This is a genomic window from Mobilitalea sibirica (assembly GCF_015999265.1).
Classification (GTDB): domain Bacteria; phylum Bacillota; class Clostridia; order Lachnospirales; family Lachnospiraceae; genus Mobilitalea; species Mobilitalea sibirica.
Genome location: NZ_JAEAGR010000008.1, coordinates 87,951 through 102,976 on the forward strand (window position 1 = coordinate 87,951; position 15,026 = coordinate 102,976).

The 15,026-nt window shown below is 29.3% G+C and carries 15 protein-coding genes; 11 read left to right on the top strand and 4 right to left on the bottom strand.

Annotated features, from left to right (window positions below; translation table 11 throughout):
* Window positions 1-84: 84 nt before the first annotated feature.
* On the bottom strand, window positions 85-369 hold the full coding sequence (locus I5677_RS09235) for a hypothetical protein (RefSeq protein WP_197661298.1): 285 nt from the start codon (window positions 367-369) through the stop codon (window positions 85-87).
* A 317-nt stretch (window positions 370-686) separates the two neighbouring features.
* Here I5677_RS09235 and I5677_RS09240 point away from each other — a divergent pair, with 317 nt between their 5' ends.
* Together I5677_RS09240 and I5677_RS09245 are read left to right on the top strand one after the other, a co-directional pair.
* Window positions 687-1,607: a ParM/StbA family protein gene (locus tag I5677_RS09240; protein ID WP_197661299.1), complete on the top strand. Its 921-nt coding sequence runs from the start codon at window positions 687-689 to the stop codon at window positions 1,605-1,607.
* A 5-nt stretch (window positions 1,608-1,612) separates the two neighbouring features.
* Window positions 1,613-1,894, top strand: coding sequence for a hypothetical protein (locus I5677_RS09245; protein ID WP_197661300.1), 282 nt, complete (start codon window positions 1,613-1,615; stop codon window positions 1,892-1,894).
* Between the two features lie 54 nt (window positions 1,895-1,948).
* Here I5677_RS09245 and I5677_RS09250 read toward each other — a convergent pair whose 3' ends face one another.
* Window positions 1,949-2,266 (bottom strand): hypothetical protein, encoded by a 318-nt coding sequence (locus tag I5677_RS09250; protein ID WP_079413549.1) that lies wholly within the window; start codon window positions 2,264-2,266, stop codon window positions 1,949-1,951.
* Between the two features lie 382 nt (window positions 2,267-2,648).
* Between I5677_RS09250 and I5677_RS09255 the strand changes: the two genes are divergently transcribed.
* From I5677_RS09255 to I5677_RS09265, 3 genes are all read left to right on the top strand, one after another.
* On the top strand, window positions 2,649-3,365 hold the full coding sequence (locus I5677_RS09255; RefSeq protein ID WP_197661301.1) for a hypothetical protein: 717 nt from the start codon (window positions 2,649-2,651) through the stop codon (window positions 3,363-3,365).
* Window positions 3,349-5,577, top strand: a complete 2,229-nt coding sequence (locus tag I5677_RS09260; protein WP_197661302.1) for a DEAD/DEAH box helicase — start codon at window positions 3,349-3,351, stop codon at window positions 5,575-5,577. Before I5677_RS09255 ends, I5677_RS09260 begins: the two co-directional genes overlap by 17 nt.
* A 182-nt stretch (window positions 5,578-5,759) precedes the next feature.
* Complete coding sequence (locus tag I5677_RS09265) at window positions 5,760-6,641, top strand: hypothetical protein (protein ID WP_197661303.1); 882 nt, start codon at window positions 5,760-5,762, stop codon at window positions 6,639-6,641.
* 166 nt (window positions 6,642-6,807) lie between these two features.
* Here I5677_RS09265 and I5677_RS09270 read toward each other — a convergent pair whose 3' ends face one another.
* Window positions 6,808-7,125 carry a hypothetical protein gene (locus tag I5677_RS09270; RefSeq protein WP_197661304.1) on the bottom strand — a complete coding sequence of 106 codons (318 nt, stop codon included), beginning with the start codon at window positions 7,123-7,125 and terminating at the stop codon, window positions 6,808-6,810.
* Between the two features lie 188 nt (window positions 7,126-7,313).
* The gene (locus I5677_RS09275) at window positions 7,314-8,081 is read right to left on the bottom strand and encodes a response regulator transcription factor (protein ID WP_197661305.1); all 768 of its coding nucleotides are present in this window, start codon (window positions 8,079-8,081) and stop codon (window positions 7,314-7,316) included.
* Between the two features lie 159 nt (window positions 8,082-8,240).
* Between I5677_RS09275 and I5677_RS09280 the strand changes: the two genes are divergently transcribed.
* The 6 genes from I5677_RS09280 (at window position 8,241) to I5677_RS09305 (ending at window position 15,024) form a co-directional block, all read left to right on the top strand.
* A complete protein-coding gene (locus I5677_RS09280) occupies window positions 8,241-9,794 on the top strand; it encodes a toprim domain-containing protein (protein ID WP_197661306.1) in 1,554 nt (517 codons plus the stop codon).
* A gap of 171 nt (window positions 9,795-9,965) precedes the next feature.
* Complete coding sequence (locus I5677_RS09285) at window positions 9,966-10,622, top strand: ribbon-helix-helix domain-containing protein (RefSeq protein WP_197661307.1); 657 nt, start codon at window positions 9,966-9,968, stop codon at window positions 10,620-10,622.
* A 558-nt stretch (window positions 10,623-11,180) separates the two neighbouring features.
* A complete protein-coding gene (locus tag I5677_RS09290) occupies window positions 11,181-12,698 on the top strand; it encodes a type I restriction-modification system subunit M (RefSeq protein WP_197661308.1) in 1,518 nt (505 codons plus the stop codon).
* A gap of 29 nt (window positions 12,699-12,727) precedes the next feature.
* A complete protein-coding gene (locus I5677_RS09295; protein WP_197661309.1) occupies window positions 12,728-12,988 on the top strand; it encodes a hypothetical protein in 261 nt (86 codons plus the stop codon).
* Between the two features lie 15 nt (window positions 12,989-13,003).
* Complete coding sequence (locus I5677_RS09300) at window positions 13,004-14,188, top strand: restriction endonuclease subunit S (RefSeq protein WP_197661310.1); 1,185 nt, start codon at window positions 13,004-13,006, stop codon at window positions 14,186-14,188.
* Window positions 14,188-15,024, top strand: a complete 837-nt coding sequence (locus I5677_RS09305) for a hypothetical protein (protein ID WP_197661311.1) — start codon at window positions 14,188-14,190, stop codon at window positions 15,022-15,024. The genes I5677_RS09300 and I5677_RS09305 overlap by 1 nt, the downstream gene beginning before the upstream one ends.
* Window positions 15,025-15,026 lie beyond the last annotated feature (2 nt).

Genomic DNA, 15,026 nt, shown 5'->3' on the forward strand with positions numbered 1-15,026 from the left:
GGTACTAATGTAAAATATACAAAAAGCAACTGCTCATTAAGGCAGTTGCTTTAAAGGAGTGTATGTTGTAAATAGTATGTCAAATTAGTTTGATAGCAATTGATTTTGAATACATTGCTTAATCTTAGATAAATCAATAACTTTATAGTTTTTAGAAGCAAGGGTATTGTAGAGGCTAATACCAACTTCAATAAACTCATTGGCTATATAGCCATATTCGATAAAATATTCAGAAACACTTTTGCAGGTTGCATTAAATTGTTTTAATAAAAAGTATCTAGTTAATATCTTCGCAGTAATTTCTTTTCTTGCATTAGTCTGTATAAACATAGACTCGTTTGATTCCAGAATTACCATATAATTATTCATTTAGATCCCTCCTAGAAAATTTATATCATGATAAATATAGATAATTTCTGGTTTCAAGTATTTTATTTTCAAGATTATGTTATAAATTTTGTCGCTATAAAATAATCTTGAAGCCTTGTAATACAAAGAGTTGGGGTTGATTGACTAATATACATATTATATTTAAGAAAAGTAGGAGCCAAATAAAAGGCTCTTATTTTTTTGTAAAAATACTTGCAATCATTAACCTACACTTAATAAAATGCATCAGAATCAAAACATAAGGTATTTAATAAAAATGATGGATTCAACATTAATTTTGAAGAGGAGTGATTTGTATGAAAACAATAGTATTAGGTGTCGATCATGGAAATAGGATGGTAAAAAGTGGGGATGGTATGTACAACTGTGGTTACATGACATATCGTAACCGTCCAAGTGGAGTAGATGAATATATTGAATATAACGGGAAATTTCATTGCATAGATAGTAGGTCGAAATATAGATACGATAAAACAATAGATGATACCTACTTTATACTCACTTTACCAGCATTGGCAATGCGTATGGAGAAAGAAGGAGTTAGTGAGGCAAATATAGTTCTAGGTATAGGACTACCACTTTCCCATTTTCAATTAAAGGAAAAGTATATAAACTACTTTACTAAGGAAGGCATTGATTTTAAGTACAAAAATAAGAGATATGTAGCCCATATAAAGGAAGTAATGTGCTTTCCACAGGCGATAGGTGGTTTTATGGTAAACTACTGGAAGTACAAGGATGTTGATTTTTTAAACTTATTAGATATTGGGCAAGTAACATTGGATGCTGTAAAAATTCAAGGTGGAAAACCAGTATTGGAATCTGCCATAAGTCTAAATTACGGAATGTTAAAACTAATTAAGAATATCCAAGAGAATATTAGAAAAGCAACAGGGATAGAAATTAGTGAACCACAAATAGAATCTACTTTACAAGGTAAAAAAAGTATTTATTTCCAAGATGATATTGAAAATATTATCCAAACTACAACAGTAGATTTTATAAACGAAATGCTAGACGAACTTAGAGAAAATGGATATGAATTACAAGCCACTATGAACTTATTAATGGGTGGTGGGGCAATTATAATTGAGAATATCTTGAATTTGGACAAGCATAATAAAAGAATTAATTACTATGAATTGCTTCCGAACCCACAATTGGCAAATGCGTTAGGATTCGAGATGTTGGCTAAAGAAGCATTAAGAAGAAGGTGATTGATATGAATACCAAGAGAGTAAACTTGTGCTTCAATTTAGAGAATGAAAGGGCAAGGAAGGCTTTTGAAACCATACAGAAACAAGTAGCAAAGACGGCATTTATTACAGATGCCGTTCTTGCTTATATAGATAAAGATAATGAAATATATAAGGAGATAGTAAAAGAAGGTGTTAAGGAAGCAATTGAGGAACTGGGATTAGAGATGGCTGTAAAGAAAGCCGAAGGCAAAAAAGAAGATACAGTAATACCTGATGATGTATTTGAAATGTTATCAGGGCTATAGAAAGAAACAGGAGTTATCGTAAAGATGAACTCCTGTTTCTTTTATAAGGTATTCCTACTGTATAAACTCTGGTGCATATAGATATACATGCTTTTTAATTACAGTATAGAGATAATTTTGGTCTAAATTATGCTTATCTCTTAGAGATATCCATTTATCATGAGTAGACATTCTTAGAAGCATTTGCTGCAAGAAATATACTATTTTATCTTCCTTGGATAATGTATTATTTGTATCATTTGTAATTTTCTTGATTAAAGATTCGGTAGAAGATTTAATAGTATTCTCTAATTTTTCATATGGTGTATAGTTTAAACAATCTTCTAGCGAGATATTTAAAAAGTCTTGAACCTGAATAGTTAATTTATCCATATGACATCACTCCTTTAAATTTGATGGTAGCATGATAAAAAATTATTCTAGGCTATGTCAAGTAAATTTCAAAAACCTAGTAAGAAAAATGAACGAAAAAGAACTATAAAAGCAGGACAGACAGAAAGTAGGTTCGTATTTGTAACATAAACAAAACTGAATGGTTTACGGGACCCTAAATAGAGATTTAGAAATGAGACTCTTATATAGAAAAAGAAATAACGGAAAAGTTTAATATAATTAGCCCTATCTACACAGGGGGATAATGATAATGCTGGTATAGACATATACCTATTGGCAACATAACTTTAGATGTGATAATTTATATATGAGAAAAATTTTGATTAAGATATATGAAGAAGATAAATAAAGGAGCAGGATTATGGAGTCAAATAAGGATATGCAAGATTTTTTAGCATTGTTCGATAGTGATGTTGTAAATCAGGCTAAGGAAGAAACTATAAGTGAATTATTAAGGAAAAAGATGCTAATTTCTACATATAATAAAGAACTACAGCAAAAGTCAAAGCGTAAAGTAAAATTTGATTTTCCGGATAAAGATATAAAGATAAACAAAATTGAAATGAAAAATACAGGTTGGATGTTTGGTGATATAGATATAAAAGCCATAGAGGATTTTATTTATTGCCGAAGTTGTTCTAAGCAGGAAGTATTAAAGTATGCATTACGACATTATATCCCACAAGAAATTTATGATGATATTCTTGAAAGAAAGGAAAAATCTAAAGGAAAAATATCTGATATTAGCCTTGTAAAATTAAATGAATTAAAAGACAAGTTTGGAGATTTAGAGAACTACCACGCAATGATTGATTATGAATCAGCCTACAATAATAAGCAGTTTAGTCATGTAACTAGTAAACCCTCTTGGAAAATTCCAAATATAGACTATATGGCAGTAATAGATTTTAAGAAAGTATTCAGTATAAGTTATCAAGAAATCGCTACAAATGCTGTAAGATTTTATCTAGCAGATTATAACTATAGACATGCAGAAGAATTATTGATGATGATAGAAAAGCATAAAGAAGAAAACATAGCGGTATGTAGAGGTGAAATTGATGTCAGATTTGAATAGGATAGAACCGATTATAGAAGAAATACAGAAACAAAGAGAGGGTATGGAATATTGGATGCCTATAATCGAAGATGATTTCGAGTTTCAAAGTCAGAAGTTAGATGATATAGATACACTAAAGGATTTTAAGGATACATTCAATGAGATAATATCGTATAGAGAACAGTGGGAAAATATATATACCCAAACAAAATCTTTAATCAAGATTTATAAGGATAATAATATAAAGATTGACATAGAAAAATTTGAAAAAGAAGTGGTTGATTTAGAGGAGGCTTATGCAAAACTAGAGAATATTTTACTAAAGAAGTATAGAGAGGAAAATGTTAGTGACTTTTTTATCAGTGGAACAAAAAGAGTTGCTAGAAAAATAGGTTTAAAAATAAAAGGTATTCCTATCAATCCAAATTCTATAGCGGAAGGATTTATGGTTGAAGAACTTGAAGATGATGTAGATGAATATGTGTTTGGGATATATAAGGAAAATATTCTTTTAAATAATGTAGATAGAATATATGAGGAACTAGAAGGAATAGTAGATACATTACTAAAGGAGATGCTTCTAATAAAGGAATATCGAAAAGAAGTCTATAACGCATATCTTTATAAGCAAATAGATAAAATAAACGCTTATGCCCCTGAAATGCAATATAAGTTAGATTTAGAGGATGAGCCTTTGTACCAGTGGCAGAATGAAGCATATCAGAAATGGACTGAAACTAGATATAAAGGAACTTTTGAGGTGGCTACAGGCTGTGGAAAGACAAAGTTTGCACTTTATTCTATACAGAGAATAAAAGAACAGTATAAAGACATTAAGGTAAAAATTATTGTTCCTACCAAAGCACTAATGGACAACTGGTACGACTCCTTAGTACAGAAACTTCACATACCAACTAAGTATATAGGGAGAAGGGGAAACAATAGAAATGAGAAAAAAAGAGAAATAACAATTTATATAGATAAAACTGCCCAAGGAAAATTCAGTGCGGATTTCATAGGAACAATAACTGATAATATGGCAAATAACACAGATTACTTAAACTTCATTGTAGCAGATGAATGTCATCATTACGAATCACCACAAAATATTCAGATGTTTGATAAGATTAACTATTTGCCAAAACATCAAGAAATAGGAGTTAATTATTTTGCAATTGCACTAAGTGCTACACTTCCAAGTGACTACAGTACAAATGGCAAGTTAAAAAAATATTTAGGAGATATAATATACACTTATAGTTTTATTAAGGCTCTAGGAGATGGCATAATATCTCCAATACATATTGTAGATGTTTCTTATCAATTAAGCATTGACGAACAGAAAAAATTCCATGTGTATAAGAAAGAGTTAGTAGATGCAGAAAAAGAATTAACGGAGACACTCTCTAAATATAATATCAATTTTAGCCAAGAAGGAATAAGTAGTTTAGCATATTATTATCTGAAAGAGTTTGAAGATATTCTTAATTATATTTCAGAAAAGAAGGTAGAATTTGAGCAACAATATGGAGATAAGGACTGGAAAATATATTTTGATGAATGGCTGTACGAATTTGCTGGAAGAAATGAAGAAATAGCACTTTCAGTTAAGAATTATATAGGAAAATTTGAAAGACTAAAGAGGTTGTTATTAAATGCAGAAGATAGGCAGAAAAGATGTATTGAACTGGTAAAAAGGCATATTGATGACAAAGTCATTCTCTTTGGAGAGTATATTAAGGATATAGAGGAAATATATTTAGAATTGGTTAATGAGTTTGGCAGCAAGAAAATAAAACTATATCATTCACAATTGGATAAAGCAATAAAAGAAAAGACAATTCAATCACTTAAATTAGATACCACTAAAGTAATTTGCGTTCCAACTGCTTTTGATGAGGGCGTTGATATACCAGATATGAGTGTAGGGATTATATACCAAGGGAAAAGAAGTAAGCGTCAGCAAGTGCAGCGGTTAGGTAGAATCATGAGAAAGACTAAGGGGAAGAAGTCTGCTGTTATGTATAATTTAAGTAATCAATCTTTTGGAGAGCCAAAGTTTCTTGATCGCTTTATAGAGGAACAATTACATTTATTAGAAACTATGAATGATGCAGAAGAAAAGGTGGAGAAGATAAGAAAACAGTTAAGCATTGAGTTCATTAACTATGATGAAGAAATAGAAAATAGTAATATAATCAATAAATTAATTGAGAAAATAAGAATTTAGTAGGCAAGAGTCTCGTATTTGAGGCTCTTTTTATTTTGCGACAAAGTATAAAAGATTGAAACAGAAAAAATTAAAAAATTTTCATGTGAACCTTAAAAAGTGAAATTTGTATGTTATGTTACGAGTGTAACAGAGAAAAACAGTTCAAACAGTAAAAATTAGAAAACGAAAGGATGATTAGTATGAGAAAATTTAACAAAAAGGTAGTGGGGACTTTTATAGATGTAAGTTACAATGGAGAAATACAAGTAGGGGGAATAATAAATAAACTCCCAACATTGTGTTCAAATGGAAATATTCATGTCAACGAAGATTTGGTTAAACAAGCACTAATAGATAGATGGAATAAGAAAAATGAAAAAGTGTTCTTTTTAGGAGAAGAAAATGGGGTTATCTTTAAAGATATATATGAAAGGTATCGCTATTTATTTTCGCCCTTTACAAAGAATACAAATGAAATGAGATTAGATGTTCTAAGGAATCTTGCTAAATTTATTGATGTAAGAAGTTTCGGTTTACATGGATATACAACTTTCAATGAAATTGATTTTGAAGGAGCAGTAATTTTAAATTTAGGAAAGAATGTTTTTGCCTATGGAAACCATCTATTACCGAATGAGGAGCATGAAAAGTTTATGCTAGAGGAAGCATATTATGCATTTGACTTTGTTGTAAAAAGGTCTAAAGACCCGTATTTACAGCAGTGTAGTGAATTGGAATATTTACAAGAAGATTATAACTCTTTTAAAAAAGACCTTTTAGGGAGCAATTATTCTGCTGAAAACACTGTAGAAAAAGTATTTGCCATATTTGTAGAAGGAAAGAATGAAACTCTGAATGCAAAGAACTTATCTGATCTTATTAGTATAAAGAAATATGGAAACAATGCTATACCTATTTTAATAGCAGATAAGTTAATAGAATACTGTAATGATTTAAAAGAGGAAATAGAAAAAATAGAAGTATATTATAATCCATTTTTGATTGATGTAGTTATTTCTAAGACTTTCAAATTACTTGATTATGATATTATTAATGTTTGGCATTTTATAAATGAAAAATAGAGTAATTAATAGAGTCCGAAAGGACTCTTTGCTCAATCATAATTATAAATATAAGCATTCAAAATTATAAGTAGGTAAGGGACATAGAAAATAGATAGCCCATTTCATGTTCTGGTCCAATTAAGCGAAGATTTTAGATTATTAGAAATTTAGAATAGGTAGGAGTTTAAATAAGTTTTATTTGAAGCCCTGCTAAATTTAGCAGGGCGTAACTTTTACAGTTTTTTAGACTTACACCAAGAAGTTGTATCTCGAAAATAAAATGATAATTTTTCAATTGATAGTTTCCGTAAAGTGTGTATCTTTTGTCAGATACAGGATTTACAAAAGGAAGTATAAAATTAGAACTTTCATTATCAATCAATTTCATTACCTCCTGAACAAACTTTTCAAAAACATTGTGCAATGTAGAAGTTGTAATTCCTTCATCTTTAAGCAGTTCACGGATATCGCCATCAAAACAAATTTCAATATCATATTTCATTATAATACCTCCAGACGACAAATTAATTTACCTTGTCTGTGGTTAAAAATAAAAAAGACACAGAAAGACAAGGTAGATTATTATTGTCTTTCTGTGTTTTTATAATGTCATTTTAAATCAATGTAGTAATTAAGTCAATATCAATTTAGAAGTGTTTTTAATTTTAAACAATGGAATGAAAATGTGTATTAATTATACTTTTTTAAAATCATCTTTAACTTGCTTTCTATAGAAGATTTTATTTTATAAGAATTTTCTAGGGATATATTTAATGATTGGCTAATAGTGTTATGAGAATGACCTAATAGCAATAAATCGTATACTTGCTTTTCTCTTTTAGTCAAATTTTCTCGTAATTCTTCTAATAATGCTTTGGTAAAAATAAGAGTATCCAATTGTATAAAAAGATCGTTTTTAATATAAAAGGATTCTTCTCGATTTTTAATTTGATCTTCAAAGGAAATCTCTTGGAAAGTCTTTTTATTATCTGTTTTATATCTACCAAAATCTCGCCTTAAACATTTTTCCAAGTAGATCCAATATTTATCACAGAATTTTGTTGCGAGATACCATTCAAAGGAAGTTTTCCAATTTTTCATATCGTTCAAAACATCATTAAGGGTCAATTCATTTACTAATTCCCAAAACGGATAGGATAAAGAGTATTTTTTGTTAGAATATCTATTATAATCTTCGCAGTATATTTGTTTGATATATTCATCTTTATATTTTTCCATAAGTGCAGACATACTCAAATTTTTTTCTAAAGCAGATTCTATATCGTGTATTTTACTATATTTTTGGTTTTCTATAGATGAACCTTTATAGACATAAGTAACATTCGTAATTACCTTTTTCAGTAAAGGTTCTAAGTTAAAATATAGTTGTTCAAACGCAAATTCATTATTATATAATTTATACCTTTTAAAAAGAATTTCAGATTTATTTTTATTCATTATAATTCCCCCTTGTTCAATTAGATTTTTTAGCATTTTATCTAGGGGAATTTAAAAATCAAATTTTAAGGTAATTTTTTTAAAAAAATAAAAGTAAAAATTTGAATTGCATTTAGTAAGTAAATATAATGCCTCCAAAATTCTTTGGAGGTGGTTTGTATGAAAAATATATTTAGTTTTGGAAAGGTAAAAGGTATGCAGATGGAGGAAGTTTTGAATATGCCCAAAATCCACTCATCTTTTACAGGGCTACAATATTTATGGGGAATGCATAAGATGACACAAAATGAATTTATAAAGAAAGAAATAGAGACTTGCTTTAGAATATATGCTAAGGATTATATTATACAGTTTGGACAGTATAAGGGAATGAGTCTATTTGATATTGATTATGAAAACGAAGGATATGTGGTAAATTACTTAGCAAAAAATCAAAGTGAAGAAATTGCTGGAATTGTAAACTATTATCTACAATACTGTAGAAATAAAAATAGAAAACAATATAATTCTTATCAAGAGCATGTATATAAGGTTTATGCCCAATTAAGAGAAGAAATAAATAATATAAATAGAAAAGGAGATATAATCAAGGTTTTAGAAGATATGGGGCTTAGGGTTAAAAATGAAAATGGAAAATACACTCCTTTAATACGCTGCCCATTTGGATGTGAGAAAAAGGTAAGCCCTTATAAACATGCATATCTTTTATATGGAAAACAGGGTTCTTGGGTGATAAATTGTTGTAGATGCAATCATGGAACTAATTTTATAAAGTTTGTAGCAGAACAAAAAGGTATTGGTGAGATAGAGGCTATAAATTATATTACAAGCATTATGGGTATTAACTCCAGTAGCATAAATTTAACTAAAGATATTAATGATATCCAAAATAAAATAGAGAAAAGGCAAGAAGAAGTTCAACTTGTAACTAAAGGATTACCTGAAGTTGATCTTGAAGAATTCGGGTTCCGTAAAGGAATATATCCACCCTACTACTACAATAGGGGATTTACTAATGAAGATGGGGAAAAGATGGGAGTCTACTATGCCGGGAAATACTGTAAAAATGGATTTAAGAGTAGAATATGTTTTACAGTCACAGACCTAGAAAATAGAGTAGTAGGAGTAGTGGGAAGAAGCCAGTTTACAGAAAATGAGTATTATAATAATCAAATTAAATACCATAATATAGATATGTCTTTAAGCAGAGATGAGCAAATTGAAGTGTTGAAAGCAATGAAAAGAGGATATATAAAGTATTACAACAAATTGGAATCGAGTTATGTCTTATATAATTGTAACTCACTGGTAAACAAGAAAGTAGACGAGATTTTTATTTGCGAAGGTCCTTTTGATGTAATGAAAATGGTCTGTCATCATGGATATGAAAATACAGTAGGTATGTTTGGGAAGGATTTAAAAAGTGGGCAGTTGTATCAATTGTATAAGTTATTTAAGGATAATAGAGAAAATTTAAAGATACATTTATTTGTAGATAATGATGAAGCCGGAATAAAAGCCTTTGAAGGAAATGTTAAGAAATTACAAGAACTTGGGTTTAAAAATATATATAAAATGATTCTTAAAAATGGAAAAGATGCTGCTGAAGCAACAAAAGAAGAAGTGGATTATGCTTACAATAGGTCTGAACTACAAAGTGTTAGATATAGTGAGAAAAAAATTACAATAATTGATGAAGATGTTAGTAAATAAATATATTATAAGAGCCTTATGTTATAAACGCATAAGGCTTTATTGATTGTATTAATAAAAAATAAATTGAATATCAATAATAAATATTAAAAATATATTATAATAATATTGATAATATATTAATTGTGTATTATTATTAATATAAGTTATTATTTGTGAGGAGGCTATATTATGGTGAATAATTATGATTACATTAAAAAACTCAAGAATCAGACCCAGAAAAAGAAGTCCATTACAATAACAATAGATGAGAATGTACTAGACAGATTATCCGAAATTGCAGATCAATTAGAGGTATCTAAAAATCAAATCATTACTGATATATCCAGTGCATTTGTACAAGATTTTGAAAATATAAACCAACCGGAATACTATATAATTAACTCTAATAATGCCTATATGCCAGAAGGTCATCTTCATATGCTAAAAGGCAATAGAGCATCTGCGTGGGGAGATACGAAAAGTGCAATAGAAGCATTAAAACCGGGAGACTATGTTTTCATTTATATGAACGAAAAAGGAGTTGTAGGAGCAGGAACAGTAAAATCAAACTATATGATAAATGATTATAGTTTAGTAAAGTGTTATGCCAATGAGGAAGGAACCGAATATACTTATGATGTGTGGGATGAATACTTTGTAAATGTTGAATTTGATAAAAAATCTTTAAAGGTAGATGCTGAAGGAAATTACTTGGTTGATGAAAGTAGTATAATTAGGGCTGCTGATTATAGAGAAAAGGTTTCTGCTAAACCACTAAACAGGACCAAAATTCACTTGACAAAAGAAGAAGGGGAAAAGTTGAAGGAGTTATATCTTGGGAAATAGTATATAAGTTCATTATTAAATAAGTCTATGTAGGATGCATAGGCTTTACTCATAAAAAAAATTAAAAAAATTTATAAAAATTTCGTAAGGTTCACCCCAAATCCACCTGTATGTAATATAGTGAAAGGTAAAATAGAGGTATAGAGTTTAATTGTTTAATAAGTTATGACAAAAGGGTACTTACAACAAAAAAATTATTTTACATAGGATACTATACCTTTAATAGACCTAAAGTTATTACACTCATACGGGTAATTAGTGAGTTGTAAGATTTCCCAATATACAAGCAAGAGTTAGGTGGTTATTTCCAATGCAATATTGTGTTCCATTGTTTGTAAATATAAAACAATAATGTTCAATTGTTTGTAAAGATAGAAGATGTTATTCTTTTTAAACAATGGAATAACAATATGCAATAAGATATAAAGTATAATCTTGGTTTGATATTTGTATAAAATTGTATATTTCATATTTTGATTATAACTTTTATGATATAATTTGAATTATAATGAAAACATTGAAAGTACTTATATGCAATAGATAGAAGGAGTGGAACAAATGGATAAACTAACACTTCAAAAATTAGAATCTACACTATGGAGTGCAGCAGATATATTAAGAGGGGAACTTAGTGCAGCCGAATATAAAGACTATATATTTGGGCTTTTATTCCTTAAAAGAATGAATGATCAATTCAATATAGAAAGAGAGAAAAAAAGACAAGAATTCTTAACACAAGGAATGGATGAAGAAGAAATAAAGTTGATCTTAGAGGAATCTTCATTATATGAAACATTTTTTGTGCCAGAGAGGGCTAGATGGGAAAATCTGAAGAATCTTAATCTAAATATAGGACCAGAGTTAGATAAGGCATTTAAAGCGATTGAAGATGAACCTAAAAATGCTGAATTAATTGGGGTTCTTACTACAGCCAACTACAATGATAAAGAAAGGGTTCCAGACAATAAACTTTCGCAGTTATTGCTTTTATTTGACAGTATTAATTTATCAAATGATTATCTTGAAAATAAAGATATATTAGGAAATGCTTACGAATACTTAATCAAGCAGTTTGCAGATGAAGGTGGAAAGAAAGGCGGAGAATTCTATACTCCTGAAGAAGTAGTAAAAGTACTTGTAAATTTAGTAAAGCCACAGGAAGGGGACAGGATTTATGACCCTACAGTAGGTAGTGGAGGTATGCTAATTTTTTCTACACATTACATAGAAAAGCATGGTGGAAATCCTAAGAATGTTTCACTGTTTGGTCAAGAAATCAACCTATCTACATGGGCTATATGTAAAATGAATATGCTATTCCATGAAGCAAGAGGAGCAGATATTAGAAAAGGTGACACCATTAGAAAGCCAATGCACCTAGAAGGCGGAGTATTAAAGACTTTTGATAAGGTACTTGCTAATCCACCATTTTCATTAAAAAATTGGGGATATGAAGAAGCACAATCAGATCCTTATAATAGATTTATTTATGGAGTTCCTCCAAAGTCTTATGGAGATTTAGCCTTTGTTTGTCATATGATAGCAAGTTTAAATGCTAAAGGGAAAATGGGGACAGTAGTACCCCACGGTGTATTATTTCGTGGAGGAGCCGAAGGAAAGATTAGAAAAGGAATTTTAAAAGATGATTTAGTTGAAGCAGTAATTGGGCTACCACAAAATATTTTCTATGGTACCGGTATTCCAGCAGCACTACTTATAATTAATAAAGCAAAACCTTCAGAAAGAAAGCAGAAAGTCTTATTTATAGATGCTAGTGAAGGTTTTGTGAAAGATGGCAATAAAAATAAACTTCGAGAAGAAGATATTGAAAAGATTACAAAGACTTATGATGAATATAAAGATGTAGAGAAATATGCTACAGTGGTAACATTACAGACCATTAAAGACAATGATTATAATCTAAATATCAGCCGCTATGTAGATACCAGTGAGGAAGAAGAAGAAATAGATATTGAAGGTGTTATTTCAGAAATCAAAGAACTTAAAGCAGAATCATTAGAAACAGAGAAGAAATTGAACGAATATCTAAAAGAACTTGGATTTGAAGAAATATAGATTTGAAATAACATTTAAATGGGGGATCTATGGAGCCAGAATTATTTAAAAATATCTTCTATACATCATTAGTTCAGGGCTTTAGAGAAGCCTTTCAGATGATATGGGGTATTGATGAATTTAAGTCTGCTGTTATTGGTATTCCTGTATCTATAATTACTTTTAAGGTTGTTGGCTCAATATTTAGGTGGGGAAGAAATAACGGGATTTGGTTCGGGACTATAGGAGGTAAAGTTCTTTATTATTTGATTAATACATCTATTGTATGGATAATTATGAAATTTGTATAGAAGTTGAGGTGACATATGAGTAAACAGATTAGAGAAGGATACAAGATGACAGAGTTAGGAGAGATACCTGTTGAGTGGGAGGTACAAGAATTATCAGAAATTCTAGAAATATGCTATGGAAAGAGTCAAAAAGAAGTAGAGTGTAATGATGGCATATATAAAATATTGGGAACAGGTGGAGTGATAGGATATACAAATGAATTTCTATGGGATAAACCGTCTGTACTCATAGGGAGAAAAGGAACAATTGATAAACCACAATATATAGAGGAACCATTTTGGACTGTAGATACTCTGTTTTATACAAAGATAAAAAATCAAAATATTGCTAAGTGGATTTATTATTATTTAAACAATATAGACTTAAAAAGGTATAATGAGGCTACTGGAGTACCAAGTTTAAGTGTTAGCAATTTAAATAAAATAAGGGTAAGTAGACCGACAGTTGCTGAACAAAAGAAAATAGTAGAAATTATTTCGACAGTAGATAACCAAATAGAAAACACAGATGGATTAATTGAAAAAACAAAGGAACTGAAAAAAGGTTTAATGCAGAGATTACTTACTAAAGGGATTGGACATACAGAATTTAAAATGACCGAAATAGGGAAGATGCCCAAGGGGTGGGAAGTTAAAACATTTAAAGATATTTCTAAAGTAAGCCAAGGACTGCAAATTGCTATTTCAGAGAGACATAAAGAATGGGGAGAAAATAGATATTTATATTTAACAATTCAGTACCTCAATGATGTTAGTGATCAAAACAATACATATTATATTGAAAACCCTAATTTAAATGTAGTATGTAGAAAAGATGATATTCTAATGACTAGAACAGGGAATACAGGTATTGTAGTAACCAATGTAGAGGGAGCATTCCATAATAATTTTTTTAAGATAGATTTTAATCGGAATTTAATAGATAAAAATTTTTTAGTTTTCTATTTAAAATCTGACAAGGTACAGAATTTGATAAAGAGATATGCTGGAAGCACTACAATTCCAGACTTAAATCATGGAGATTTTTATAAACTTCCTATTGTTATTCCATCAATGACAGAGCAACAAAAGATTGCATCAGTATTACTAGAAAACGATAATTATATTAGAGAATATAAAATTAGAAAAGAAAAACTTCAAATGCTTAAAAAAGGATTAATGCAACAATTATTAACTGGTAAAAAGAGAGTGATCGTGTAATGAGATATGCTTTAGATTTCCAGAAAGCCAATTTAACAGAGATTCTTAAATATATAAATGAAATTTCTAATAAATTTATAAATGAAATAGAAAAAGTTTCTTATGTGTCTGGGGATGAAGAAATTCAACAACTTTTATCTGAAAATAGTTTAAACCAGTTTTTGGCGATAACTTATTCTTTGAATATACCTATAAATGAAGCCAAGATAAATAATTCCGACTTTGAAGAACTTGGGCAGTTATTTGGGTTTGATGATACACTAGAGAATAAGGCACGACTTATGCAAATGTGGATTTCATTAGGCTCTGCATTGGAATCATTATTGCAAATTTTCCTTGGTGTTTACCTAAGAGATTATGAGAACTCTGGTTGGGGAAAATGGGATAATTTTAAACTAGATGAAACAAAAGAAGATTTATTAAAAACTCTAAATGAATTGAAGGAAAAAGAAATCATAACTCAAAAACAAAAGGATACATTCAAAAGGGACATTAAGGAATATCTTAAATCAAAACAGGAAACTAAGCACTTAACAGACTTAACTCTAGGAAATTTAATTAATTTCTATCATTCTAATAATTTATGGTCAGAGAAAGATGCTAGTGAAATAAGAGATAAAATGGATTTTATTAGGGAAAGTAGAAATTGTGTACATTCATTTAAAGAAAGATATGTTGGAACTTGGGAAGAACTATTAGATTCTTTGAGATTCTTTGCTCAAGTAATGTTAGAATTATTAGGAAGATTACCAGATGTAGATGATATGTTGCAATATGAGATGGAGTTAAAGGCAGAGATTGAAAGAGAGTATTATAGTAACTATGATTATTATTAAAA

What these genes read in the sequence shown, in the direction of transcription:
- I5677_RS09235 (WP_197661298.1), bottom strand. Translation starts at nt 369, where the DNA reads ATGAATAATTATATGGTAATTCTGGAATCAAACGAGTCTATGTTTATA.
- I5677_RS09240 (WP_197661299.1), top strand. Translation starts at nt 687, where the DNA reads ATGAAAACAATAGTATTAGGTGTCGATCATGGAAATAGGATGGTAAAA.
- I5677_RS09245 (WP_197661300.1), top strand. Translation starts at nt 1,613, where the DNA reads ATGAATACCAAGAGAGTAAACTTGTGCTTCAATTTAGAGAATGAAAGG.
- I5677_RS09250 (WP_079413549.1), bottom strand. Translation starts at nt 2,266, where the DNA reads ATGGATAAATTAACTATTCAGGTTCAAGACTTTTTAAATATCTCGCTA.
- I5677_RS09255 (WP_197661301.1), top strand. Translation starts at nt 2,649, where the DNA reads ATGGAGTCAAATAAGGATATGCAAGATTTTTTAGCATTGTTCGATAGT.
- I5677_RS09260 (WP_197661302.1), top strand. Translation starts at nt 3,349, where the DNA reads ATGTCAGATTTGAATAGGATAGAACCGATTATAGAAGAAATACAGAAA.
- I5677_RS09265 (WP_197661303.1), top strand. Translation starts at nt 5,760, where the DNA reads ATGAGAAAATTTAACAAAAAGGTAGTGGGGACTTTTATAGATGTAAGT.
- I5677_RS09270 (WP_197661304.1), bottom strand. Translation starts at nt 7,125, where the DNA reads ATGAAATATGATATTGAAATTTGTTTTGATGGCGATATCCGTGAACTG.
- I5677_RS09275 (WP_197661305.1), bottom strand. Translation starts at nt 8,081, where the DNA reads ATGAATAAAAATAAATCTGAAATTCTTTTTAAAAGGTATAAATTATAT.
- I5677_RS09280 (WP_197661306.1), top strand. Translation starts at nt 8,241, where the DNA reads ATGAAAAATATATTTAGTTTTGGAAAGGTAAAAGGTATGCAGATGGAG.
- I5677_RS09285 (WP_197661307.1), top strand. Translation starts at nt 9,966, where the DNA reads ATGGTGAATAATTATGATTACATTAAAAAACTCAAGAATCAGACCCAG.
- I5677_RS09290 (WP_197661308.1), top strand. Translation starts at nt 11,181, where the DNA reads ATGGATAAACTAACACTTCAAAAATTAGAATCTACACTATGGAGTGCA.
- I5677_RS09295 (WP_197661309.1), top strand. Translation starts at nt 12,728, where the DNA reads ATGGAGCCAGAATTATTTAAAAATATCTTCTATACATCATTAGTTCAG.
- I5677_RS09300 (WP_197661310.1), top strand. Translation starts at nt 13,004, where the DNA reads ATGAGTAAACAGATTAGAGAAGGATACAAGATGACAGAGTTAGGAGAG.
- I5677_RS09305 (WP_197661311.1), top strand. Translation starts at nt 14,188, where the DNA reads ATGAGATATGCTTTAGATTTCCAGAAAGCCAATTTAACAGAGATTCTT.